This window comes from Streptomyces sp. NPDC048604, assembly GCF_043199435.1.
In the GTDB taxonomy this organism is placed as follows: Bacteria; Actinomycetota; Actinomycetes; order Streptomycetales; family Streptomycetaceae; genus Streptomyces.
In genome coordinates this window covers 268,798-291,915 of the sequence record NZ_JBICVX010000008.1, presented here as the reverse complement: position 1 = coordinate 291,915, position 23,118 = coordinate 268,798, and the positions used below count along the sequence as shown (strand labels likewise).

At 69.2% G+C, this 23,118-nt stretch carries 24 protein-coding genes and 3 pseudogenes; 16 read left to right on the top strand and 11 right to left on the bottom strand.

Annotated elements, in window-relative coordinates:
* Positions 1-10: 10 nt before the first annotated feature.
* The 4 genes from ACGFMM_RS19140 to ACGFMM_RS19125 all read right to left on the bottom strand — a co-directional run bounded on the left by ACGFMM_RS19140 (position 11) and on the right by ACGFMM_RS19125 (position 2,667).
* Positions 11-736, bottom strand: a complete 726-nt coding sequence (locus ACGFMM_RS19140) for a dienelactone hydrolase family protein (protein WP_393647531.1) — start codon at positions 734-736, stop codon at positions 11-13.
* Positions 737-996: 260 nt separating this feature from the next.
* The gene (locus tag ACGFMM_RS19135; RefSeq protein WP_393647530.1) at positions 997-1,500 is read right to left on the bottom strand and encodes a universal stress protein; all 504 of its coding nucleotides are present in this window, start codon (positions 1,498-1,500) and stop codon (positions 997-999) included.
* Positions 1,501-1,549: 49 nt separating this feature from the next.
* Positions 1,550-1,738 carry a hypothetical protein gene (locus ACGFMM_RS19130; RefSeq protein WP_393647529.1) on the bottom strand — a complete coding sequence of 63 codons (189 nt, stop codon included), beginning with the start codon at positions 1,736-1,738 and terminating at the stop codon, positions 1,550-1,552.
* Positions 1,739-2,037: 299 nt separating this feature from the next.
* Positions 2,038-2,667, bottom strand: a complete 630-nt coding sequence (locus ACGFMM_RS19125) for a GNAT family N-acetyltransferase (RefSeq protein ID WP_393647528.1) — start codon at positions 2,665-2,667, stop codon at positions 2,038-2,040.
* Between the two features lie 614 nt (positions 2,668-3,281).
* Between ACGFMM_RS19125 and ACGFMM_RS19120 the strand changes: the two genes are divergently transcribed.
* The 3 genes from ACGFMM_RS19120 (at position 3,282) to ACGFMM_RS19110 (ending at position 5,390) form a co-directional block, all read left to right on the top strand.
* A complete protein-coding gene (locus tag ACGFMM_RS19120) occupies positions 3,282-4,151 on the top strand; it encodes an ATP-binding cassette domain-containing protein (RefSeq protein WP_393647527.1) in 870 nt (289 codons plus the stop codon).
* On the top strand, positions 4,148-4,807 hold the full coding sequence (locus ACGFMM_RS19115; protein WP_393647526.1) for a hypothetical protein: 660 nt from the start codon (positions 4,148-4,150) through the stop codon (positions 4,805-4,807). Before ACGFMM_RS19120 ends, ACGFMM_RS19115 begins: the two co-directional genes overlap by 4 nt.
* A gap of 229 nt (positions 4,808-5,036) precedes the next feature.
* Positions 5,037-5,390: a hypothetical protein gene (locus ACGFMM_RS19110; RefSeq protein ID WP_393647525.1), complete on the top strand. Its 354-nt coding sequence runs from the start codon at positions 5,037-5,039 to the stop codon at positions 5,388-5,390.
* Positions 5,391-5,539: 149 nt separating this feature from the next.
* Here ACGFMM_RS19110 and ACGFMM_RS19105 read toward each other — a convergent pair whose 3' ends face one another.
* Both ACGFMM_RS19105 and ACGFMM_RS19100 read right to left on the bottom strand, forming a co-directional pair.
* Positions 5,540-5,797 (bottom strand): hypothetical protein, encoded by a 258-nt coding sequence (locus ACGFMM_RS19105; RefSeq protein WP_393647524.1) that lies wholly within the window; start codon positions 5,795-5,797, stop codon positions 5,540-5,542.
* Positions 5,798-5,835: 38 nt separating this feature from the next.
* On the bottom strand, positions 5,836-6,789 hold the full coding sequence (locus ACGFMM_RS19100) for an aldo/keto reductase family oxidoreductase (protein ID WP_393647523.1): 954 nt from the start codon (positions 6,787-6,789) through the stop codon (positions 5,836-5,838).
* A 43-nt stretch (positions 6,790-6,832) separates the two neighbouring features.
* Between ACGFMM_RS19100 and ACGFMM_RS19095 the strand changes: the two are divergent.
* Positions 6,833-7,011, top strand: a pseudogene (locus ACGFMM_RS19095) (IS5/IS1182 family transposase); the annotation flags it as partial.
* Between the two features lie 27 nt (positions 7,012-7,038).
* Here the strand turns inward: ACGFMM_RS19095 and ACGFMM_RS19090 are convergent.
* Complete coding sequence (locus ACGFMM_RS19090) at positions 7,039-7,722, bottom strand: alpha/beta fold hydrolase (protein WP_393647522.1); 684 nt, start codon at positions 7,720-7,722, stop codon at positions 7,039-7,041.
* Between the two features lie 314 nt (positions 7,723-8,036).
* Here ACGFMM_RS19090 and ACGFMM_RS19085 point away from each other — a divergent pair, with 314 nt between their 5' ends.
* The 5 genes from ACGFMM_RS19085 to ACGFMM_RS19065 all read left to right on the top strand — a co-directional run bounded on the left by ACGFMM_RS19085 (position 8,037) and on the right by ACGFMM_RS19065 (position 11,028).
* Positions 8,037-8,318, top strand: a complete 282-nt coding sequence (locus tag ACGFMM_RS19085; RefSeq protein WP_393647521.1) for a YciI family protein — start codon at positions 8,037-8,039, stop codon at positions 8,316-8,318.
* A 324-nt stretch (positions 8,319-8,642) separates the two neighbouring features.
* On the top strand, positions 8,643-9,056 hold the full coding sequence (locus ACGFMM_RS19080; RefSeq protein WP_393647520.1) for a hypothetical protein: 414 nt from the start codon (positions 8,643-8,645) through the stop codon (positions 9,054-9,056).
* Positions 9,057-9,184: 128 nt separating this feature from the next.
* The gene (locus ACGFMM_RS19075) at positions 9,185-9,373 is read left to right on the top strand and encodes a hypothetical protein (protein WP_393647519.1); all 189 of its coding nucleotides are present in this window, start codon (positions 9,185-9,187) and stop codon (positions 9,371-9,373) included.
* A 24-nt stretch (positions 9,374-9,397) separates the two neighbouring features.
* Positions 9,398-10,447, top strand: a complete 1,050-nt coding sequence (locus ACGFMM_RS19070) for a threonine/serine dehydratase (RefSeq protein ID WP_393647518.1) — start codon at positions 9,398-9,400, stop codon at positions 10,445-10,447.
* 233 nt (positions 10,448-10,680) lie between these two features.
* Positions 10,681-11,028 carry a hypothetical protein gene (locus ACGFMM_RS19065; protein ID WP_393647517.1) on the top strand — a complete coding sequence of 116 codons (348 nt, stop codon included), beginning with the start codon at positions 10,681-10,683 and terminating at the stop codon, positions 11,026-11,028.
* 58 nt (positions 11,029-11,086) lie between these two features.
* On the opposite strand, the pseudogene ACGFMM_RS19060 reads toward ACGFMM_RS19065, so the two are convergent.
* Both ACGFMM_RS19060 and ACGFMM_RS19055 read right to left on the bottom strand, forming a co-directional pair.
* Positions 11,087-11,355 (bottom strand): annotated as a pseudogene (locus tag ACGFMM_RS19060) (VOC family protein); the annotation flags it as partial.
* The gene (locus tag ACGFMM_RS19055) at positions 11,339-13,051 is read right to left on the bottom strand and encodes a sel1 repeat family protein (RefSeq protein ID WP_393647516.1); all 1,713 of its coding nucleotides are present in this window, start codon (positions 13,049-13,051) and stop codon (positions 11,339-11,341) included. The gene ACGFMM_RS19055 and the pseudogene ACGFMM_RS19060, both read right to left, overlap by 17 nt.
* Before the next feature lie 301 nt (positions 13,052-13,352).
* On the opposite strand from ACGFMM_RS19055, the gene ACGFMM_RS19050 reads away from it, so the two are divergent.
* The 5 genes from ACGFMM_RS19050 to ACGFMM_RS19030 all read left to right on the top strand — a co-directional run bounded on the left by ACGFMM_RS19050 (position 13,353) and on the right by ACGFMM_RS19030 (position 18,884).
* Positions 13,353-15,347 carry an ABC transporter ATP-binding protein gene (locus ACGFMM_RS19050; RefSeq protein WP_393647515.1) on the top strand — a complete coding sequence of 665 codons (1,995 nt, stop codon included), beginning with the start codon at positions 13,353-13,355 and terminating at the stop codon, positions 15,345-15,347.
* A gap of 90 nt (positions 15,348-15,437) precedes the next feature.
* Positions 15,438-16,907 (top strand): NUDIX domain-containing protein, encoded by a 1,470-nt coding sequence (locus tag ACGFMM_RS19045; RefSeq protein ID WP_393647514.1) that lies wholly within the window; start codon positions 15,438-15,440, stop codon positions 16,905-16,907.
* A gap of 102 nt (positions 16,908-17,009) precedes the next feature.
* Entirely contained in the window at positions 17,010-17,825 is an 816-nt protein-coding gene (locus ACGFMM_RS19040) for an MFS transporter (RefSeq protein WP_393647513.1), read from the top strand.
* Entirely contained in the window at positions 17,758-18,195 is a 438-nt protein-coding gene (locus tag ACGFMM_RS19035; protein ID WP_393647512.1) for a GFA family protein, read from the top strand. Before ACGFMM_RS19040 ends, ACGFMM_RS19035 begins: the two co-directional genes overlap by 68 nt.
* Positions 18,196-18,212: 17 nt before the next feature.
* The gene (locus ACGFMM_RS19030; RefSeq protein WP_393647511.1) at positions 18,213-18,884 is read left to right on the top strand and encodes a M15 family metallopeptidase; all 672 of its coding nucleotides are present in this window, start codon (positions 18,213-18,215) and stop codon (positions 18,882-18,884) included.
* 1,804 nt (positions 18,885-20,688) lie between these two features.
* Here ACGFMM_RS19030 and ACGFMM_RS19025 read toward each other — a convergent pair.
* Positions 20,689-21,084: a hypothetical protein gene (locus ACGFMM_RS19025; protein ID WP_393647510.1), complete on the bottom strand. Its 396-nt coding sequence runs from the start codon at positions 21,082-21,084 to the stop codon at positions 20,689-20,691.
* A 397-nt stretch (positions 21,085-21,481) separates the two neighbouring features.
* On the opposite strand from ACGFMM_RS19025, the gene ACGFMM_RS19020 reads away from it, so the two are divergent.
* Positions 21,482-22,006 (top strand): DUF1877 domain-containing protein, encoded by a 525-nt coding sequence (locus ACGFMM_RS19020; RefSeq protein ID WP_393647509.1) that lies wholly within the window; start codon positions 21,482-21,484, stop codon positions 22,004-22,006.
* A 141-nt stretch (positions 22,007-22,147) separates the two neighbouring features.
* Positions 22,148-22,738 (top strand): DUF2716 domain-containing protein, encoded by a 591-nt coding sequence (locus ACGFMM_RS19015; RefSeq protein ID WP_393647508.1) that lies wholly within the window; start codon positions 22,148-22,150, stop codon positions 22,736-22,738.
* Here the strand turns inward: ACGFMM_RS19015 and ACGFMM_RS19010 are convergent.
* A pseudogene (locus ACGFMM_RS19010) lies at positions 22,668-23,032 on the bottom strand (DUF6420 family protein). The gene ACGFMM_RS19015 and the pseudogene ACGFMM_RS19010 overlap by 71 nt on opposite strands.
* Between the last annotated feature and the right edge of the window lie 86 nt (positions 23,033-23,118).

Sequence of the window (23,118 nt, the reverse complement as noted above, 5' to 3'; positions counted from 1 at the left end):
ACTGCCCTGATCACTCCGTTATGGGCAGGCACTCGGCGAGCAGGTTGACGACGTCCCACCAGGCTCGCCGCGCGTGCTGAGGGTGATAGCCGACCCCGGGACGCACGATGTGGTCGACCGGTGGGTGATGGAAGGCGTGCAAGGCGCCGCCGTAGACCACGAGGCGCCAGTCGACGCCCGCAGCCTGCATCTCGGCAGTGAATGCGTCCCGTTGCGCGGGCGGCATGATCGGGTCTTCCGACCCGACCCCGGCCCACACGGGGCAGTGAATGCGCGCCGTCTCGCCCTGTCGGCCCGTGGCCAGTCCGTTGACTGTCGCGATCGCGCGCAGATCGACGCCGTCGCGCCCGAGTTCAAGCGCGATTACGCCCCCGGTGCCGTAGCCGACGGCGCCGATCCGGTCCTGGTCGGTCCGCGGCTCGGCGCGGAGCACGTCGAGCGCCGCGTGGCCGATGCCTCGCATCCGGTCGGGGTCGGCGAGCAGCGGCATGCAACGGGCCAACATCTCCTCAGGGTCGCCCAAGTAGCGCCCGCCGTGGAGGTCGAAGGCCAGCGCCACGTATCCCAGCTCGGCGAGCGCATCGGCCCGGCGGCGCTCGACGTCGCTGAGCCCCACCCCCTCGGGCCCGACCAGGACCGCGGGCCGGCAGTCGACACCGGCCGGGAGCGCGAGGTGCCCGATCATCGTCAGGCCGTCGGCCGCGTATTCGATCGTGCGCGTTGTAACCGTCGTCATGAGCCTGGACTGTAGTGAGCGTCGAGCCCGGTCGGGCCGGTGTTCTGCCGCTGGCAGAAGCAGGTCTCATGCCGGCGCCGACCCGGCGCGGACGCCCGGGTCCCGGCGGCTGATGGTCGACCACGAGGGCGGACAGTTCCCGCACGGGGGCGGACATCAGAATCGCTCCGGCTTGATCAGGGCCACCACGAGGTGTCGGGAACCGCCCACACGTAACGCGCTCCTGACGGAAGGCGGGCGCCCGGGGTAGCGGGTCCCGGTCAGGGCGCGCCCTCCGTCAGCCGACGGGCGTCGAAGCGCAGCCACCGACCGAGGCGGTGCGCGGAGTCCAGTTCGCCCAGCAGCGGCGAGGGCGGTACGGCGAGGACCGGGCAGGCGGCGTGCGCGACGCAGTGACGGACGACCGACGGGAACAACAACCGCCGCAGACCGCCGCGCCGCCCCGCGCCGATCACCAGGAGGTCACCGGGGCGGTCGGCCGATTCCACCAGTACGGGGCCCGGGAGACCTCGCGCGACCACGCCCTGCCAGGGCACCCCGGGGCCGGCGCCGCCGAACGCGGCGTCGATGGTTTCGAGCAGTTGGTCCGCCGACGCCTGGCGGAAGTCGATCGTCGAAGGAAGCACCTGGCGCCGCTGGGCCAGTTCTCCGTTCGGCGGCAGCCATGCCAGGACGACCTCCAGCTCGGCCCGGGTACGACGCGCCTCGTCCACGGCCCGGTGCAGCGCTGCCAGGCTGCCCGGGCGTCCGCGTGCACCTGACACTTCTCTGACGCGCGCCCCACGCCCCGCATCGGGCACGCACTGCGCCCCGCTACGGCGTCCGAGGGGCCGCCGCGGGAAGCGTGAGCAGCATCGCGAATCCGGGCGCGGTCGCGACGGGTTCCAGGGTGCCGCCCATGGCCTCGGCCAGATCGCGGGAGAGCCGCAGGATCACGCTGTCCCTCGCTCGGGCCGGCGTCCCGGCCACCGCGCCGCCGGCCCTGTCGGTGCCGTCGGCCACAGCTCCACCCGCGGCCGCGCGGAAGCTGGTCCTGCTCCCGCGACAACCACCCCAGCCGCCGCCTGGCCTGGCACGCGGGCTTCCGCCTGACACGCGAGTACGTCCACTACATCACCGGCAACGCGAGAACCCTGAGCCCGTCAGCAGCAAGAATTCCCGCTTGAACCGCTGCCGTCACAATCACCCCGAGGAGACACGATGAGGATGCTCATCGAACGAGCTGTCCATTGGGGTGGCTGCTGTTGCGCGTCGCCGGCCGGACTGCGAAAGGTCGGCCGGCGCTGCTACGGGTGACTGCGTCAGGTCGAGGGCCCTGCCGGATCCGTTGCTGGGTTCAGGTCCAGCATCATGTTGAGCGACCGGGAACCGTCCGCCTCGGTGAAGAAGCCGACCGGTTGGAAGCCGTTCTTCTCGTAGTAGCGGATGGCGCGAGGGTTGTCGGCGCGGACGCCGCCCCACAGGATGATCCTCGTCCTGCCGAGCAGTCGTGCAACCTCCGTGACAAGGGGGAAGGCGAGCGTCCCGACGCCTCGGCCCTGGTAGTCGTCAGCCAGAGTGGGGCCGAAGCGGCAGTCTGTCGTCCCGGTGAGGCGGATGCCCGCGTCCTGGTAGCGCGCGATGTCCGCAGGAGTCAGGTCGAGGCTGAATTCGAGAAGGCCGACGATCCTGCCGGACGGCTCTTCCTCGAGCACCAGCCTGAGCTTGTCGTAGCGCGCGATCGCGTCACACAACTCCCGGGCGGTCGCGAGGTCGTACCCGTCGAATGTACTGAAGTGCCTCGACTCGGAGGACAGGGCACCGAGGAACTCGGCCAATTGCCCCGCGTCGGCGTGCGTCAGGGGGCGGAGGAGGACATCCGAACCACCATGAGGTTTCAGACGGCTCGTCAGGCGGAGGGGATTCTCAGCAATCTCCGACAGCGTAAGCACCCCAGCAGCCTCTCTCCGAATCGGATTCGAGGAGACAACCTACCGGCTCCCGAGATTCCGTAAGAACGATTAATCCTTAGCCGGGACGGCACCGCGATCCACAACTCATGACAATTGCGCTAGCAGCCTGGAAATCGTGACACACCGACCAGTACGGTTCCAGCGAGAAAGAGTCCACCGCCCACTGCCATGAGTGAAACGAGTACGTCCCCTGACGGGGTGAAGGCGAATCCACCGAGAAAACAGCAGAGACCGCTCCCCGTCAGCACCTGACCCAGCCCGTGAGGCACAGGATGCAGGACCCGGGCTCGCTCCCAGGGATGGATCCACCCGGTGAGAAGCTCGACCACACCACTTATCGCTACAGCCAGAGCAAACGCGATGAGCGCCCCCAGCCCCACATACTGCATCCCGCCTCCCGGCGGCCATCGTGGCACCCCAGCACGCCAGGGAGGGAGTCCTGCCGCCGACGAAGCGGCGAACCGGTCAGCTGCCGAGCCCCTCGAACGCCCGACCTCCCACGGCTCATGCCAGGCGAGAGCCGGTCGCCGTAATCTGCGTGCAGTTGGGGGCGCTCTACTGGACAGGGGGTTCACTTGTTACGTCTTCAAGGAGTGGGCAAGCGCTATGGCCGTGGTGACTGGATTCTGAGGGACGTAGAGGTGGAGGCCCCCGCCGGAGAGGTAGTGGCGTTCGCGGGTGGGAACGGCTCTGGAAAGTCGACACTGTTGCGGATCGCGGTGGGGCTGTCCCGGCCGACTCTCGGCAGGGTGGCCGAGCGGCCTCCGGTGGTGGGCTACGTCCCCGACCGCTTCTCCCCCAATGAACGCATGTCGGCCTTGGCGTACCTGACGCACATGGGTCGCGTTCGCGGGCTGACCACCTCGGCCGCCTCCTCCCGGGCGCATCGGCTGCTGGACAGGCTGGCGCTGGTGGGCGGCAAGCAGGCCCCCCTGCGGAGTCTGTCGAAGGGCAACGCGCAGAAAGTCGCGCTGGCCCAGGCTCTGTTGGTCGAGCCCGGGCTGCTCGTCCTGGACGAACCGTGGTCGGGTCTGGACGCGGACGCCCATGACGTTCTGGCCGAGATCATGACCGAGGTCGCCGGCGCCGGGGGCACGGTCGTCTTCACCGACCACCGGGAGTCGGTCACCCGGGCCCGCGCCACGCGGACCTACACGGTCAGCAGGGGGCGTGTCGCCTTGGGCGGGCCGGAGCGCCGGACGACGGAATTCCGGTACTCCTCCGACGTCGTCCTGACCGTGCCCTCGAGCGGCCGCGTGCCTCTGGACCTCGTCTGGGAGCAACAGGACGGCGTGCTGGAGGTGAGCCGTGAGGTCTCGGGGGTCAGGGTGAGAGTCTCACGCGAGGCCGTCGACGCCCTGCTGTCAACCGCGCTGCAGCACGGCTGGTCCGTCGAGCAAGTGACAGGAACCCGGCTGAACCACCGGACGGCGGACGCCGCGACGAACGGAGACATGCGGTGATCCCGCTCATCGGCTACACGTTCGCCACCGTGTTGCACACGCAGCGCTACCTCGCCCCGCTGCTCCTTTTCATGGGATTGACGGGCGTGCTGACCATCAACGGCGCCGGCCCGCTCCCCGCTGCCTACGCCTCCTCCGCCGGGGCACTGTTCGTCTGCTCGACGTGGCTGACCATCGCGCTGATGAGCCTGGACGACCCGACGCAGCGGGCGATCGTCGTCGTCACCTCCGGCGGCCGGTCACTCAAGGTCCTGCTCGCGGCGATCGGCACGGCGCTGCTGAGCTGTCTGGTCCTGCTGGCTTTCGGCTTGGTCTTCCCGTTGTGGATGGGAAGCCACGACGTCACCCCGGCCGATCTTCTGCTGGGAGTCGGGGCCCAGCTCACGTGTGCGCTCGTCGGCATCGCCATCGGCGTGCTGTGCTCACGGCTGGTGTTCAGACGACGGGGTTACGCATTGGTGGCCGCCCTCGCGCTGGTGATGGGCGCCCTCTTCATCAAGGGAATGCCTCCTGTCAATCGACTGTTCACCCTGATGGCGACGACACCCGACGCGGCGAAGCTGCTTGCCCCCACGGGCGGCATGCTCGTGATCGCGGTCTTGATCCTCGCCGTGTTCACGGCCGTCACGCAGTTCGTCGCCGCCCGTAGAGAGTAGGCCGCCGCGCGTCCAGCAGTAGAAACACATGAAGCCGACCCCGCGACGACGAGGCCTCACCCTACTGAGGAAACGGAAGGCCCTCTGCGTCCGGATGGTGAACGTCACCACCATGCTCTCCTCGAGTGTCCGGCAACAGTCTGCCCCGGTCACAGCAGTAGGCTGCCGGACGCCGAGACAGCGGAGTCGACGGGAGACCCCGCACCGGCCGGCATGAGTCGAGGAGCCGATGCAGCGACGGCGGGCAGTCTCCCCCGATAAGCGGTACGAGCAGCTGGTCGCGCAGTTCGCGGAGCTGGACGGGGTAACCGTCCCTGGCGACGAGCCGGGACGGGAGGGAAGTTTCGGCGCTGCTGCGCTCAAGGTCGGCGGGAAGATTTTCGCGATGCTCGCGCAGGGCCGTCTGGTCGTGAAGCTCCCACGGGCCCGGGTCGACGAGCTGGTGGCTGCCGGTCAGGGCGAGCGTTTCGACCCGGGGCACGGGCGGCTCATGCGCGAGTGGCTCAGCCTGGACCCCGGCTCGGAGCTGGGCTGGGAGGGACTGGCCCGTGAGGCCCTGGACTTCGTCAATCCTGCCCACTGACTCGCAGAGAGACGGCTCCCCAGCCCCACGACGCCCGGCAGGCCGATCCCCGCAGCCGTGCATCGCGATCGTGGGCGTCTCAGCTGGTCCTCATGGTCTGACCTCGAGCGATGCCCCGAACGTGATCCCGTACGTGGATGCCGGGGACGTTAACACGGCCTTCGCCTGATCTTGTGCTCCGACCAAAGAGGCACCTGGCTCACCAGTTCGCTGACCACCAGGCGCGCGAGATCGACGCTCTCCTGGGGCACTGGACCGTCATCGGCGGCCGGCGCGGCGGTGAGGAAGTCGGCTGCGAAGTCGCGGGCCGACGCGATCATCCTGTCACCCATGTCGGCGTCTTCGTAGGACACGCTCGCCGACAGCGACGGCCGACGCACCGCGCTTCCCCTGGTGACCTCACCCACTGCCCGACCTCCCTCGCGTGTCGACAGGCTCGTCGCGGCTACGGCAGCGCGGCGCCCCGGGCAGAGACCCACAGGGCGTACCACTCGTCGTGGCTCAGGTCGGGCTCCCTCATCGCTGCGTCCCGGCAGGCGCGGATGCGCTCCGGGTTCGACGTACCGATGACGGGGACGGTACGGGCCGGGTGTCGCCGCAGCCACCAGAGCACGACGGTCTCCGGCGTGGTGCCCTTGGCCTCGGCGAGCGAAGTCACCAGCGCGGCTGTGGCCGACTCCTGCGGGGTCGCCTGTGCGCCGGTGTAGCGCCCCTGGGCCAACGCCCCCCACGCCTGGAGGCCGATGCCATGGGTCAGGCAGTACTCGACGGTTCCGGCCGGGAACCCGTTGGCCGCGGACTCCGGTGTGTTGACGAGGACGCCGTCCTCCAGCCATGCGCGCCGGTGCAGGCTCATCTCCAGCTGGTTGGCCACGAGCGGCAGGTCCATATGGGCCTGGAGCCGGGCGATCTGCGCGGAGTTCATGTTCGAGACACCGAAGCGGCGGACGAGCCCCTGCCGGTGGAGCGAGGTCAGGGCGTCGCCGATGTCGGCGGGGTCGGCCAACGGGTCGGGGCGGTGCAGTAGCAGGACGTCGAGGACATCGGTGCGCAGCCGCTCCAGACTCTCCTCGACCCTGCGGACGATGGAGGAGCCCCGCAGGTCGTACAGGCCGGGCCGGTCCCCTTCGGCCAAGCGGATGCCGCACTTGGTCTGCAGGGTGATCCGCTCACGCAGTCCGGCCGACCGGGCCAGGACCTCGCCGAAGACCGCTTCCGACTTTCCGTGCCGGTAGATGTCGGCATGGTCGAACGCGGTGATGCCGCTGTCCAGCGCCGCCTCGACAGCGGCCTCCGCCGCGTCGATGTCGGCGGCCGTGTGGGGCTCCGCGTCCCAGCCTCCCCCCAGGCCCATGCAGCCGAAGACGAGGCGGTGGTCGGTCTTCTCGGGAGTGGTCACCGGGTCACTTTCGCACACGTACGACACCGTTCGACGTCTGTGCAACCGGCTCCGGCGGGGCAGCCGCGGAGGCCGCCCGCCGGCCTTCGACCGTGAGGCGTACAGGCACCGCAACGTCGTGGAACGGTGCTTCAACCGCCTGGAGCAGTGGCGCGGCATCGCCACCGGTAAGACAAGAACGCCGAGTCCTACAAAGCAGCCGTCACCCCGTATCACTCCTGATGTGGGCGTGACATTCGGCGACGGACCCTAGCGGCAGATCAGGTCGGCAAGCTCCGCCGGGTGGCTCAGCGCGAGCAGGTGCCCACCAGGCATTTCCTCGACGGTGACGCCCAGCCTTTCCTGGGCGTTGCGGCGTTGGAAGTCGAGCGGGAAGAACCGGTCATCGCGCCCTTGCACGAAGCGGGTCGGGACGTCCGGCCATGCGCGCAGCGGCCACCGTTGGGTGAACAAGGCCTCCGAAGGCCCGGACTCGCCCTGTGCCAGCGCCTCTTCGGTCAGCTCCCTCGGTACGTCGTGGAAGAAGTCGGTCAGCAGGTCGAAATCCGCTCCCGGGTCCCGGCCCTGTTGCGCCGCGAAGGCAGCGCGGGCTTCGGCCTGACCGGTATCGGCCCACCACTCCCCTGCGGTCTCGCCAGGCACCGGCACCATGGCATTCACCAGGATCATCTGGCCGACGGGGATACGGTCGCAGACGAGCGGAGCGATGAATCCGGCCAGCGACTGGGCTACGAGGACGATCTCGTGGGACGTATCAGAACGGTCGCCGATCGCCCGAAGAACGGCGTCGGTGTACTCGGCCAGGCCCGCGGAGTCGTCCTGGGGCAGATCCACGGTCACCACCCGGTGCCCCCGTCCGCGCAGCTCGGGCACGACCAGATGCCAGTACCATGCACGGCCGTCGGCACCGGGGATGAGTACGTACATCGCCATGCGGCTCTCCTCGCGAGTGAGGAAGCCATCATCCGCCGAAGCCGATCAAGCCGCACGCCCGGCACAACCCACAAGGCCCCGTTCGAGGTACCGGGGCCTCCTGGTCAGGACTGTACGGCTGACCAGCAGCTGAACGACACCGGACAGCGGAGCGTGCGTCCGTTTTGCCGCCTGCGACACCGAGTCGCCATCACGCTGACAGGGCTTGCTCCGGACTCGTGTGTGGCACCGGGGCCGGGCAGCGTTGCGTCCGTAAAGTGGCAGACGTCCAAAGTAGGCGTCTGCGACGAGCCGCCGTACCGAAAGGGTTGCGCGTGAAGTATGTCGTCTTCTATGAATCGGCCGACGACGTCGCGGGAAAGGCACCGGCCTTCTTCGCCGAGCACGTCGCGCGCTACGACAAGTACGTGGCGGACGGCAGCCTGCTGATGATCGGCCCATTCGCCGATCCGCAACAGGACGGCTCGATGGCGATCTTCGCAACCCGACAGGCCGCGGAGGACTTCGTCAGTGGCGACCCCTTCGTACTCCACGGCGTCGTGCGCGGCTGGACCATCAAGGCGTGGGACGAGGCCTTGGCCGAGGAGCAGGAATAGATGCCGGAGCGCAGCGCCGCTTCGCACCTGGGCGGAAGACCACCAAGACATCGTGGGTCGGCTCCGGCGGAGATCCCGGTCCTCGATCGGTAGCCTGCCGTGGTCAGCAGCAGTGCACCGAAGCCAACGCACAGCATCGCCGCTGGGCGCCCTTGATCGGTCGGCACGGCCCGCCCACTCCCTGCGGCGTGACGGATGTGCCGGGGTGCGGGCAGACTGAGGTCAACACAAGGAGGACGCATAGATTCCGAAGAGCCGATGTACCGGTTCCGGCGAGATGTCACGCGGCCGGCAGAACGCCCGACCCTTCTGGACACGTCAGGGGTGAACCTCCTGGCCCAAGCCGCCGGCATTGCGAGTTGGTGGATCCGCAAGGGCATCGCCGACCACGTCGAGGTACTCCACGGGCAACGTCTGGTCCTGGCCATCTCACGGTTCGACGTTCAGGTACTCGATGATCCGCAGGGGCCGAACACCTACCAGGTCCGAACGGTTGACCATCAGGACACATTGCTATGCCTCGACCATGCAGCCCAGCTGCGAGACGCGTTGATCGTCGCCGACGAACGGTTGCTGTCCCGGAGTAGGTCAGACGCGGTGGAGATCCGCAGAGGCCGCTCCACCGTTGCGCTGGTAACCCAGACGGACCAGGGCCGGATCTTCGTCAAGCCTTCGACCAAACCCCGCGCCCACGAGTGCACGGGAGACGCCGCCGCCGGACCGGCAGCTCCTCCATGACCCTCCCTACGTCCACGCCCCACCCGGGCCAACTGGCGTTCCAAGTGTGGGTGGCCACGCCGCCCACCGGCGAGGCGACCGCGGTCCGGCGCCACCACTGAGAGTCGGCCGACGAACAGTACTGCCAGATGTACGGCTACCACCCCGCGTCCGTCGAGCACTGCCGGCACGTCTGCCTGCAGCCCCGACTCGGCGACGGACTGCTGTTCAACCCGGCGAACTTCGACGTGGTGGCACTGAACCCGGGCGGGCGGCGGATGGCCTTCGCCTTGTTCCTCGCCCTCACCACCACCGGCCGGCTCATCGCCCGGTGGTGACCCACTCACAGCAGGAGCATCAACGTGCACACCCTTGCCTACAACGACATCAAGGCCGCAACCGACCGTATCGCGGGCCGAATCCGCCCGGTCACCCTCTACCCCGTCGACCCGGGCGCGATCCACACGGCCCGGCGCGACCTGCTCGACGACCGGCCGGACGAACCGTGCGAGGTGTGGCTGGCGCTGGAGTACATGCAGCACACCGGCTCCTTCAAGGCCCGTGGCGCGCAGAACTTCATTCAGGCTCACCGCGAGGCCGGGAGCCTGCCCGACGCCGGGGTGACCATCGCGTCCGGTGGCAACGCCGGACTGGCCTGCGCGTGGGCAGCTCAGCAGCAGGACGTACGCGCCACCGTGTTCCTGCCCATCACCGCCCCAGCGGTGAAGGTCGCCAAGCTCCGCGGCTACGGTGCCGATGTCCGTCTGGTCGGCGCGGAGTACGCCGAGGCGCTGGCCGCCTGCGAACAGTTCGCGGCCGCCACCGGCGCGCTGGCCTCACACGCCTACGACCACCCCCTGATCGCAGCCGGGGCCGGCACCCTGCTGGAGGAGATCCACCAGCAGATCCCCGACCTGGACACGGTCGTGGTCGCGGTCGGCGGTGGCGGCCTGTTCTCCGGGGTGGCAACGGCAGCCCAGCACCACGGCATCCGTACCATCGCGGTGGAGCCGGAGAACTGCCGCGCGCTGAACGCCGCGATCGAGGCCGGCCGCCCGGTCGACGTCACCATCGACTCGGTCGCAGCCGACTCCCTCGGCGCCCGCCGCACCTCCGCAATGGCCCTACACGCCGCACAACAGGACAAGGTCCACTCCATCCTGGTACCGGACGCCGAGATCACCCGCGCCCGCCAGGCACTGTGGGACCGCTACCGCATCGCCGTCGAACACGGCGCCGCGACCGCTCTGGCCGCACTCACCTCTCCCGACCACCGCGTGCCCGACCGAGACCTGCCGGCCCCGCCGACGACACCGAGCCGCAGCTACCGGCCGGGCAGCGGCGAGAAGGTCGCCATCGTGCTGTGCGGCGCCAACACCGATCCCAGCAACCTGCTACACCCCGCCACCTGATCGACAACCGCTGCTCCCCAGAACGCCAACCGAGCTCGTCGCTCGCTCGCTCGAAGGACGGCTCGTCGCCGCCCCCGACGGCCGCACGGTGTACTTGCAGCCGTGGTCTTCGTCCGGACGTGTCTGCCGTCACCACAAGGAGGCGAGCACCCAATGACCACCCCACCTCGCGCCGCGGCCAGCGCCGGCGCAGTAGACTCCACGCTCTTGATTCAGTGCGCTTGGGGGACGACGTGGCAGGTGACGGCAACAGCTCACGCCGAGTGCGGCAGGTCGACGCCGGCGTAACGGTGCTGTTCGGCGCGGTGTATGCCAGCGCGTTGGTCCTCATCGTCACGGGCTTCGCCGTGGAACCCAGTGGTTGCGGGGGTCGCTTCCAGGCTTCGTGCGCGAGCGAGATCTACTGGCGCCTCGGCGTCGGCTTCGGTCTCATCGCTGTGGTGGCGCCTGTGCTGCACAAGGTTGTGCCGAGTGTCCCGTTCGAGCAGGGTGTCGGAGGGAGAGCGGGTATCGCCGCTCTGGTGTCGGGTGCAACGGCCGGTATAGCCCTGACCTTGGCGGTTGTTCGCGCGGTGGGCTGAAATCCGCTGCCGACCGCCGCGCGGTCGCGTGCGGGATCAACCGGCTCGAAGGCTCCCCCGTAGCCTTGACCCGCTGTGCGCGGACGTCCAGTGGGACTTCACGGCCCCCAACGACCCTTCAGGTCGAAGTGCCAGCGGTTCTTGGCGACCTTCGGCTCCGGAACCTGCTGGAACCACACCCTCGGTCCACGTCCCGCGGGATCGATGATCGACTCCGGAATGTCCCCGGCGCCGGCCGGGAACTCCTCCTCGGGCACCCCAACCGCCGCCCAGTAGGCACGCCATGTGGCGTGCCCGCCCCGGCGGAGGCTCAGGCACGTAGCCCAGAGGTGCCGCTCGAGCCCGCTGCCCACCCGATCAGGACCGCCTCCACCTCTGCGAGTTCCTTCCCCGGGTCGGCCATCCGGGCCAGTACGGTCAGGTCGTCCCGGCTGTAGCGGGCGCGCACGTCGTCGTCCCACTTCGCGGCGGCCGCGCGCAGCGGTTCGACGGCTTCCGCGAGCCGGCCGAGCCGGTGCAGGGCGACTCCGTAGTACCCGGCGGCCTCCGTCCGGTACGCGGCGTCGCCGCTCTCTTCCCAGACCCTGCGCAGCAGGGGTTCCGCCTCGCCGTACGCGCCGCGCTGGGCCTTCAGTTTGCCCGCGAGCATGGCGTTCAGCGAGGACCCGTCGGCGGCAGCGCGCACGTACCAGCGCTCTGCCTCCTGGTAGTCCCGGTGGAACTCGGACAGCCAGCCCATCTCGTTGCACGCGTCATGGTTCCCCGCCTCGGCGGACCTCCGGTACCAGTGGTCCCGCAACGCGGGCCTGCGCAGCGAGTTGTACAGCTCCGCGAGGTCGTACGCGGCCTCCGGGTCGCCGGCCAGCGCGGCTGGTTCGATCCACCGCACCACGTGGCGGTCCGCCGTGCCGGCCCAGTCGCGAAGGATATTCCCGTACGCGTACGAGGCGTCGACGTCGCCGGTCTCCGCGCGCTCGCGGAGCGCGGGCAGACGGCGGAGGTCCTTGCCGGGGGCGAAGGCTCCCTCCTCGCGCAGCGCGGCGATCCGTTCGAGCTGCGCGACGACGTCCTCGTCGTCCTCCCCGACCTGACGGAACCAGTGTTCGGCCTCCTCGTACCGTCGCTGCCGCTTGCAGAGAATGCCGAGGTTCCACTGGGCCGCCGGGTGTCCGGCACCGGCCGCGAGGCCGTACCAGTGCTCGGCGTCGGCGAGGTCGCCGCGCTGCTCGTGCAGGACGCCGAGCACGTACGGGGCGCCGTCGTAGCCTTCCTCGTGGGCATGGATCAACAGTCCGCGCGCCTCGGGCCAGGACGCGTCGTCGGCGGTCTCCGTCAGGAACACCGCATGGTCCACGCGGGCGGACGCGCTGAGCGCGGAGGCCCTGCGGTAGTAGCCCGCGGCCTCGACGGTCAGGCCCGGGTAGTCGCGGAAGTGCTTCTCCAGGTCGAAGAGCGGGCGCAGGGCAGTGGCCGCGGCGTCCCCGTCCCCTGCGGCCTCGGCGGCGTCGAGGTCCGCGCCGACGCGGTCGAACTCCTCGCGAATCGACTCGAAGAGCTGCACCCAGCGGAAGACCGCGATGTCGCCGATCTCGACGTCGCTCATCAGGAACTTCGGCGCCTCGTCGAGTCGCCCCTCGGCTGCGAGATGCTTTCCGAACTCGATCTTGCAGTCCAGGTTGCGACCGTCTTCCCAGCCGCGCCGGAACCACTCCGCGGCCTCCGGGTCGCCGTTCTCCTTGAGCAGTACCCCGAGTCCGTAGGCGCATCCGGAGTGCCGGTCGGCGACGGCCCGGTAGAGCGCCTCCGCCGCCGGCCGGTCGCCCCGGATCTTCCGGTACCGGGCAAGGGTGTAATGCGAGAAGGCATCGCCCGCCGCCACCGCCTGCTCCCAGTACGGGATGCCTTCGTCCACGCGGTGGCCGAGCACGAAGAAGTCGGTGTGCCGCCGGGCGGTCTTCGCGTCCCCCGCACGTGCGGCGGCGACGAGCGCCTCTCCCCGGCTCTGCATGTCCTCCTGCATCATGATCCACATCGTGCCAGGCACCGCCGAGAACCGGCCAGTCGACCACCGGTGCCGTCCAGTTTCGAAGCTCGGCGTTTCGGCCAACTCCGCTTCAACGATGTGCTCTTGCGCGCCAAGGGTCGGTGCACCGCACACCTTCGCCGAACCGCTCAACCTCGGGGTCCGCAGCCCGTCCACGATCCGTCCGAAAGACAGGTGTTCGAAATTCCGGCTGTGTCGTTGGACCTGACGACACAGCGACGACTTCCAGGAAGGGGCCACGTTGACATCGGCCGGACCACGAAGCGCTGAGACCCGGAACGTGAAGAAGACAGAGGCCACAGACCCGATCTCCCGCGCGGAGCGCGAGCTGTACGGCGGACGGCTCCGCTACGACCAGTCCTACGTCCGTCATGAAGGCCCGCTCACCCGGCTCGGCTTCGGACGGATGGCGGCCGCGCTGCCGCGCATGGTGGGCATGGTGCTGCGTACCGGCTGGAAGGCGGACCGGCGGGCACTGGCCGGGGTTGTGGCGGCCCAGCTCGGGCAGGGCGTGACGGCCGGATGGGGGCTGGTGGCGGTCAACAGCGTCCTCACGCAGTTGTTCGACGACGGCCCGACCGCGGACAAGCTTCGCGACGCGCTGCCGTCGCTGCTGGTGCTCGCGTTCGCGGCGGTGGCGACGGCGGTGCTGTCGGCGTGGTCGACGGCCATGGCCGGCCGGCTGGAGCCGCAGGTGGAGCGTGCGGTTGCCGCCCGATACTACAGGGCCGTCACCCACGTCGAGGTGGAGGCGACCGAACGGCCGGAGGTCCAGCGGGTCCTGGAGGCGGGGAAGTTCGGCACCGACTCCGCCCGCAACATGCTCCGGCTGTCGGTCGGCGTCGGCAACGTGGTGATCGGCATGGCGGCGGCCGCGGTCGTGCTCGCGGCGCTGCACTGGGCGCTGCTGCCGATGCTGCTCGCGATCGCCCTGCCCAAGGGGTGGGGCGCGGTCCGCTCGGCTCGCCGCGACTACCTCTCACGCCTGAACTGGGTCGACCACCGGCGGGCGATCGCCTCCCTGCTGGCCTACCTGACCCGCCCGCACGCCGCCGGGGAGATCCGCGTACACGCGGCCGGGACGAAGCTCTTGTCCAGCTACGAGGAGATGTCGCGGCAGACGGAGGCGGAGCAGCGGCGCCTCGCCCGCGCACAGGCCACCACGGACCTGGTCGCAGGCGGGTTCGCCGGTCTGGCGTCGCTGGCCTGCTACGGGGTGCTGTGGTGGCTGCTGGCCGGCGGCGGGCTACCGCTCGCTGTCGGCGGCACCGCGGTGATCGCCATCCGCACCTCGACCGCCCGGCTCACCTCCCTGGTGCAGCAGGTCAACCGGTTGTACGAGGAGTTACTGTTCCTCACCGACACCGAGGACGCCATCGAGATCGCCGGCGAGAACGCCATCCCGCGCACCGGCACGCCGCTGCCCACGCCGGTGCGGGAGGTGCGGACGGAGGAGGTGTCGTTCACCTACCCGGGAGCCGAATCCCCTTCTCTGAAGGGAGTGAGCGTGCGGGTCCCCCGGGGCAAGGTGACGGCCCTGGTGGGTGCGAACGGCTCGGGGAAGACCACCTTGACCAAGGTGCTCGCCGGACTGTTGCTGCCCACCGAAGGGAACGTGTGGTGGGAGGGCGACGCGGGCGAGCGGGTCGAACTCCGCGAGGCGAACCGCGCGCAGGTGTTCGCCTCGGTCGGGGTGCTCGCGCAGGACTTCCCGCGCTGGGAGATGACCGCCGCCGCGAACGTCGCCATCGGCGCCGGCGACCGCCCCCGGGACATGGACCGTGTGCGCAAGGCGGCCCGGGACGCTGACGTGCTCGACCTGATCGAGGGCCTGCCGCACGGCTGGGACTCGATCGTCTTCAAGGGCTTCGAACGGGGCGTGCAGCTCTCGGGCGGGCAGTGGCAGAAGCTCGGCACGGCTCGAACTCGGTACAGGCAGGCGCCGTTCCTGCTGGTCGACGAGCCGACCAGCGCCCTGGATCCCCATGCGGAAATCGCTGCGTTCCGGGGGCTGTGGTCCCTGGCCGAGGAGGGACACGCAGTCGTGCTCGTCACCCACCGGCTCGCCGCGACCATGCACGCCGACCACATCTACGTCCTCGATGAGGGGTGCGTCGTCGAGGACGGCACCCACGAGGACCTGATGGCCCGCGCGGGCGGTCTGTACCAGGGGATGTTCAACGCCCAGGCCGCCCAGTACGGGCTCGTGCCCGCAGCCGACGCGCTTCCTCGTCCTCGCGGCACCCAGCGGTCCGGTCACGAGACGGCGAGCTGACCTGACCAGCGCGACTTCCATAGCCCGGTCTCCGCAGCACTGGCCCACCACGTCGAAGGCGAGACGACGCTCATGTCCCCCAGTTCCTCCATGTCCCCCAGTTCCTCCGCGATTTGTCAGACCGCCGAGGCGTATCTCGGCCGCCACCCCGATGAGCGTGGCGCCCTGGCCGAGCTTCTCACCGCCCTGAACCGGCCTATCGATGCGACCGCCCGTACGACGCTGCCCGGGCATATCACCTGCAGCGCCGTCGTCCTCGACCGCCAGGGTCGGGTCCTGCACATCCGGCATCGGGCCTCCGGCGGCCTCATGCTCGCCCCAGGCGGCCACATCGAGCCCGGGGACCGCACGCTGCTCGCCGCGGCGCTGCGCGAGGTGTCGGAGGAGGCCGGGATCGCGCCGGACGCCTTGTGCCTGACACGGCAGCTGCTGGGCTCCCCGATCGACATCGACGTCCACGACATCGCCGCCAACCCGTCCAAGGGCGAACCAGCCCACCGGCACTACGACTTCCGCTACGTCTTCCACCTCGCCGGCGAGGAGCCGCCGGCGATCACGCTGCAGGACGAGGAGGTGTCCGGCGCCCAGTGGCTTCCGATCTCGGAGGTCACCTCGCCGACGCTGCGCGCGAAGCTCCTCCAGGCGCAGCTGGACGGGCGGCCGGAGCCGGTGAACGCGTCCGCTCTGATCCACGATGGTGCGGGCCGCTATCTGCTCCATCTGCGCGACCACAAGCCAGGCGTCATCTGGCAGTCGGGGGCGTTCGCGCTTCTCGGCGGCGGCCGCACGGACAACGATCAGAGCCTTGAAGGCACCTTGCTGCGTGAGCTGTCCGAGGAGGTCCCCGACCTCCGTCTGGAGGACCTGGAGCCGTACGCCGTGGAGGAGTCCACCAGCGTCGACGGGCTCAGCGTCCCGATCCAGGTCTTCACCGGCCGCTGGCGCGGCAACCCCGACCGGCTCCGGCTGCACGAGGGCGTACTGCTGCGCTGGTTCACCCCCGACGAGCTGGACCGGCTGCGTCTGAGCCCCGCGACCCGAGACCTCATTCGCCGGCACGCGGCCGAGAACCCGCCGGACGGCACGCCGACCGCGGCTCTGCACTCGTGGGACGGGGGCAGCCGGACCGTGCTGGTCGGCATCGGCGTCCACCTCCACCTTCAGGACGAGGAGGGCCGGGTGCTCCTCGGACTGCGCCACCCCGAGTCCCGCTATGCGGGCGATACGTGGCACTACCTGGCCGGACGGTGCGAGCAGGAGTCCGCCGTCGCGTGCCTGATCCGCGAGGCATGGGAAGAAGCGGGTCTGGTCATCGACCCCGCAGACGTGGATCTTGCGCACGTCGCACACGTCGTGGACACCCCGGGCGGACTGCCCTTGATGCAACTCGTGTTCCGGGCTCGCCGCTGGAAGGGCACCCCCGAGGTCCGCGAGCCCGACAAGTGCCTGACCTGGCGGTGGTGGCCGCCGCACGAGCTCCCGGACCGACTCGTCCCCTATACCCGGACGGCCATCACCGCCATCGCCGAAGGCCGTCCCTACTCCCAGCTGGGCTGGTGATCTGCGTGAGCACACCTACCGGTAGCGGGCCCGGGCGGCGGGCTCGGACCGAGGCCGTAGGCGGGCTGTGGGAGCGCCTGGAGGAAGCCGAGGAGGTGCTCCGTGACGCCCTGCGCTGAGACACCCTTCGCCTCCAGCACCTCGCTGTGGCGGCACCGGGACTTCCGCCGGTACCTGACCGGTCAGGCCGCGAGCGTGACCGGCAGCTCGATCACGCAGATGGCGCTGCCGGTGCTGGCCGTGCTCCACCTGGACGCCACAACCGCCCAGGTGGCCTGTCTGGCGTTCCTCGGACAGCTGCCTCCCCCGCTGCTCGCCCTGCACGCCGGCGCGCTCGCCGACCGGCACTCCAAACGCCGGCAGATGATCACCGGCGACCTGGTCAGCGCCGCGGTGCTCGCCACCGTGCCGGTCTCGGCCGCCCTGGGCACCCTGACCCTGGCACAGCTCATGACCGTCGCCGTGGTGCAGGGAGCGGCGAGCGTGCTCCACGACGCGGCGGCCATCAGCCTCCTGCCCAGCCTCGTCGACCGGTCCTTGATCCAGCGGAGCAACAGCCGCGTGGGCGATCCTGGCCACACCCGAACAGGCCCTGGAGCTCTTCGACTGGGGACACCCCGCGGCCGACCAGCTCGCCGCCGTCCACCAGGCCCGAGCGCAGCTCGGGATCCCGCGCGCCGCGCGGCAGCCCCTCACCGAACTGCCGGACGCCACGGCCCTCACCACCTTGTAGCCCGCCCCGGCCCATCTCGAAGCGAGGTCTCGCATGAGCAACACATCCCCCGCCCTCGGCACGCCACCCATGCCCGCTCGGCCTCTGCCAGCCGCAGGAGCAACATCGGATGTTCCGGTGCCGGTTCGAACGGGGCACTGCCAGTGCGGCCGGATCTCCTACGAGGTCAGCGGCGTCCCGGATGATCCGCACCTGTGTTCCTGCGACCATGAGACGCGGATCTCCGGCGGGCCCGCAGTGCTGTGGGTGGGATTCCCGCTCGACTCCCTGATCTGGACCGGGCCCGGGGGCGAGCCGAAGTGGTACGCGACCTACCCGACCCTCCACCGCGGCTTCTGCCCCGACTGCGGCACGCATCTGGTGTCCGTGGTCGACGGCTCGAGCACGATCATGGTGACCGGCTTCAGCCTCACCGACCAGAGCTGCATCGAACCCCTCGGCCACTCCTACCGCGAGAACGCCGCCCCCTGGATGCACATCACCCTCGCACCCGCCCCGGCACCCGACGGAGACGAGACCTCGGCGCCGGACACGCACCGAAACGAACCCTGCTGACACCCCAAGGAGTCCCGATGAAGACGAACCCCTCGGACACCACCGGTCGGATCGTCCTGATGTCCGACCCGCGCGTGGCGGCCATCCCCGTCGCCGACTGCGGCGAGCCGCTCATCGACGTGCGCGGAACCCTGCTGGTCGACGACCGCAGAGCCGACACGACCGGCTCGTACGCCCATCTGCGCAGCGGCGTCCTCGACCGGCTTGTCCACGCCCAGTCACTCCTGCCCGACGGGCTGCGCCTGCTCTACGTCGAGGGCTACCGCCCGCCCGAACTGCAGCGGCACTACTTCGAGGAGTACGAGGCTGAGCTCCGCGCGGCCAACCCGGCCTGGCCCGACGACCAGGTTCACCAGTCCGCCAGCCGGTACGTGTCCCCACCGGAGATCGCCCCGCACAGTGCCGGCGCCGCCGTCGACCTCACCCTCGTGGACGCCGACGGCACCGAACTCGACATGGGCACGCGCGTGAACGCCAGCCCCGAAGAGAGCGACGGCGCCTGCTACACGGATGCCGCCTCGATCAGCCCCCAGGCCCGCACGAACCGGACCCTGCTGGCCGCCGCCCTGTCCACCGCCGGGTTGATCAACTACGGCACGGAGTGGTGGCACTGGAGCTACGGCGACCGCTACTGGGCCCTGATGACCAACCAGCCGACGGCCCTGTACGGTCCCCGCGCCCTCCGCTGACCGGGCCGCGTTTCCCCCGCGACCACACGCCCCGTGAGCAGAAGTAGTCAAAGTGGGTGGACGCGGCGGTCTGGTCGGCGAACCGGACAGGACCCGCGCGGATCCGGCCGGGCCTGCCGAAGCGTCGGGCCGGGGCAGCAGCGGGTCGCGTAGCGTCAGCGCCATGGCGAGGACATTGCGGCTGGCCGTGGCGCAGAGCACCGTGCCGGAGGACCCCACGGCCTCCGCCTCGCCCGTCGCGTCCGTCGCGAACAGGTTCGAGACGCCGACATCCGCATGGTCTTCTGAGGCCGGCCCGCTTCACCCTCACCGAGTCCCGGAAGAACATTCAGGAGCGTCCACGCAGATCAGTGAATGCCGCTGGTGCTTCCGCTGGTACGCATCACGCGCCACGGCCCCATCGCGAGTAGCCCTGTTCGATCGCAGTTAGGTACTGGGTCAGGTCAAATCGAACTTCCTCGATCACCCGGTCGTCAGCACCTGGGTACATCAGATCGCCCCAGACCACCGTCTGACCTCGCAGCCGGATCCGGATACAAACCGCCGAGGCGGCGTTGGCGCCCTGCTCTTGGGTCGCAACACCCACAATCCGGGCTTGATCAGTCGGATAGAGGGGGCCTCCGGGCCTGAGTAGCCGATTCGGATGATCACCGCTTGCGCCGTTGTAACTGCGCGTGATCAAGTCGAGGCCATCGACATAGAGGTACGTGTGTACGGCGCTGCAAGTGGGTGGCCCAGGGCAGGTAGTAGTCAGCAGCGTGCTGACCGAGTCAGGCCCTTGGCGATCGGTGAGGCTGGCGCGCACCAGGCGCGGGGGCTTACGCGGCATCTGACCTTCGCGACATCACGGAGCCGATAGTAGGTGCCCAGGAGACCGCCACGCCTTCCCTTTCCCAGCCACAGATCACGCTCCCCGGTCATCCCGTCCAACCAGGCGGCTCTGGCCGACCACGGGATCGGGGGGACCGGAAGATCATTCACACAATCGCGGCCAGAGCCTTGAACTCCCCACTTCGTTGAGCTCCGAAGCGAGAAGGGCTCGAGCTCGGTGCGGAGCACCTTGGAGAACGTGCGGCAGGGCCCGACTGTTCGGGCTGGCGCGGGCAGCCCCAAGACATCGTGGGGAGGCTCCACCGCGTGTGACGTGCACCCCGCCGCTCCGGTGTCCCCGGGGCGGTTCACCCTTCGAGGTGGTGGCTTTCGTCGGCCCACCCCTCGCACCCCCGATCTGCGCTCTGGACGGGGCGCTGGCATGCGCGCAGAGTGGAGTTCGGGCCCAAAGCCTTGGTAGCTGCCGGCTTGTTCTCAACCTCTGGCGCTTACGGCCTTGTCAGTACGGGGCCCTATCCTCCCTGGACATCACGGACGGCATGGGAGTCACACGATGCAGATCGCGGGGATCGACCTGTATCTGAATCACCCGGTGATGGCCGTTGGTTCGACCGAATGGATTCCCACGACGCTGGATCTCGACAACGAGGCCGCTGCTGCCTGCGACACACACCTCATCGTCCGGGTGCAGGCCCAGACAGTGCTGGTCAAGGTACGGATCTTCATCGATCACGATGACTCGGATCGCCAGGGACGGGGCTCGGAAGGTCTGACCACCGTGTTCGACGGACATCTCCTGCTGAGCGATGGCCGACTCGTCGTGGGAGACGTCGTCGGTGAGAGCCGTCGAGCCATGTCATCGGCTCCGTCTGTGCCCCACGGGAACCATTCCCGCGGATGCGGGGAGCAGGTGACTGTCAGGGAGCAGTTGTCGACAGTCACGCATTTCGGCTCTGTCGCAGATCTTGTGATGTCAGGTCTGATAGGGGTGGAGGGCGACGCTGCCTGCTTCGATGCTGATCTCCACCCAGGCGCCATCGGAGTTGTCGGGGATCGGCGACGCGACATCGAACAGGACCGGCCAGTAGCCCATCTGTAGATAGGCTGCGCCATCTTCCGTGAGCTGGAGACGACCGCGCAGGAGCAGCCTGTCCCCGTCCTGTCGGATGCCTGGTTCGGCACGAGAGGCTGGATGCGTGTTCTGCCCCCAGTGGATGTCGTCGTCGATGGTCCATTCGACGAGGTGGTGACCGTCTGCCTCCTGCGGATCACCACGCCAGATGACCACGGCAGATCCAATGGGAGTGTGAACCCGAACTGCCATGGGCCGCTGCGCGATCTGCGGCATCTTCTCCGTGTGGACCAGCATTGCTCCATCATCCTTGCCTCGTCCACGCAGCTGAGAGTGGCCTCGGGAAGATGTCGGACTATGGAGTAGCCGTTGGCGGAGGAGGCAGAGGTTGGCTCGGCCGAAGCCCATGCGTTTGAGGAGCTTGACGCGTGTGACGTGGCCTTCGACCTGGGCCAAGCTCCATGACGTGGTCAGTGCGGTGGTGACGGTGTCGTGGTCGCGGCGCAGGCCGTTGACCACGCTATGAAGGGCGGGCAAGTCATCCGCGAGGAGACGCTTCGACAGACCCCGTAAATCCCTACCCTGACGATCACGAATCCCCATCGGGGCGTCGGCTCCGTGCGGGCCGACCGATCGCGCGCGACCCCAAGCAAGCAGCCGGAAACCAGTTGGACACGGCCGGGATACTGCCGTCATGGCCGTCACCCAACAACTCGCCCGCATCCCGGCCGAGTACCTCGCCTCCTGCCGCCAGTCCGCCGTCACGTCACAGGACAGCGATCCCCATTGGGATCCGCCGGCGTGCGACGTGCTGGACCTGGACTGGGCGCCGACACTGCTGGCGCGCGTCGGCGAGGTGGCCGGGCTCGACGAGGTCCATCTCAACGCTCTCCGCCGGGCCACAACCGGCGACACTGATCTCGACCTGGGCTTCCTCGACATGCAGCCGCATGACATCGCCCCCTTCGGACCTGCCCCCACCGCCCTGTCCGCTTCTGAAGTGGTGCGTGTCTCCGAACTGCTGGGTCGGATCGACATGCCCGCCCTCCTTTCCGCCCTTCCGTCCGGCGACCTCGAAGCCGGATCCCTGATCGGCCACGGGGCCGACCAGCTCACCGGTGGTCCGAGGGAGTACCTGCTCAAGCACTTCAACGCCCTGCGCGACTTCTACTTCGACGCCGCAACGTGCCACCTGCTCGTCGTGCTCTGGTGGGACTGACCCGAGCCCCGCCCAGGCGCCCCAGCCACGAACACCTGGAGAATTGCGCGACTGTGGGGTGGGGAAACTGCGGGCTCTGTCCGCACTTCCGTGAACGATCCATCTCCGATCGCCACTCAGGCGACTCGATAGGATCGCGGCATGATGCTGGATCCCGTGGCCGCGCTGTCAGAGGCTGAGTACCGCCGCGTCTGGGACCGCTTCTACGAGGCCTTCACCTTCCGGCCGAGTATGAGTTCGTTCAAGTGGCCAGCCATCAAGGAGCCCGTCGCATCGGTCACCTGGAGCCTTACTGCACTTGACGACGATCCGGGTCACGAGCGTCTGGACCGCCTGGTCGAGGTGGTCGAGCAGGGGCTGGCTTCCTGCGCCGGCCCGCAGGGCACGCTGCTCGCGCTCGACTGGCAGCACACGTCGTATCGCTTCACACCGCAGGACGTCGGTGGTCCCGAGCAGCCGGCCTGGCCTCTGAGCCCGTACCCCGACGGGGATTACTACATCTACCTCTCGGAAGACTTCCGTTACGGCAGTTTTGGCCACCCTTGGGAAGAGTCCCTCTGCCTGTTCGGTGAGGAACTCCTCGACGCCGTATCCGTGGAGCCGACAAGGTCCTTGGCTCACCTATCCGCAGATCCGGCAAGGCAGTGGACCTCGCGTGAGGTCAATTCGGCTCAGGGCCTCGTGAGAATGCGTGCCCGCAGCAGAGCTGCCTCCGCGTCAGCGGCGCGGTGAAGGCTTCCGGCGTGCGCAGGCAGTACCCCTCGGCGGCCAGGCCGAGTTGCTTGAAACTGGCGCTCCTCTCCTCGGTCAGCTGGGCCGGGTATCCGAGGCGGTCCAGAGTGATCTCGTAGTTCGCGCCCACTTCCCGGACTGTGAGCCGCCCGCCGCCGGGCTGATGCAGCGGCCGACGGCCACGGCGCCGTACGGATGGAGCAGCATCAGGCTGGCCTCGGTACGGTGCAGTACGGCCAGACGGTCGTACTCGGTGTAAGGGCCGGCGATGCCTCCGTGCTCGTCGCTCGTCATACGGTCCTCGTCTCCGCCACCTCGGCGTGCTCGTGGTCCCGGTGCGTGCCGACCACGACTCGTTGATGCGGGCGTGCGACTCGCCC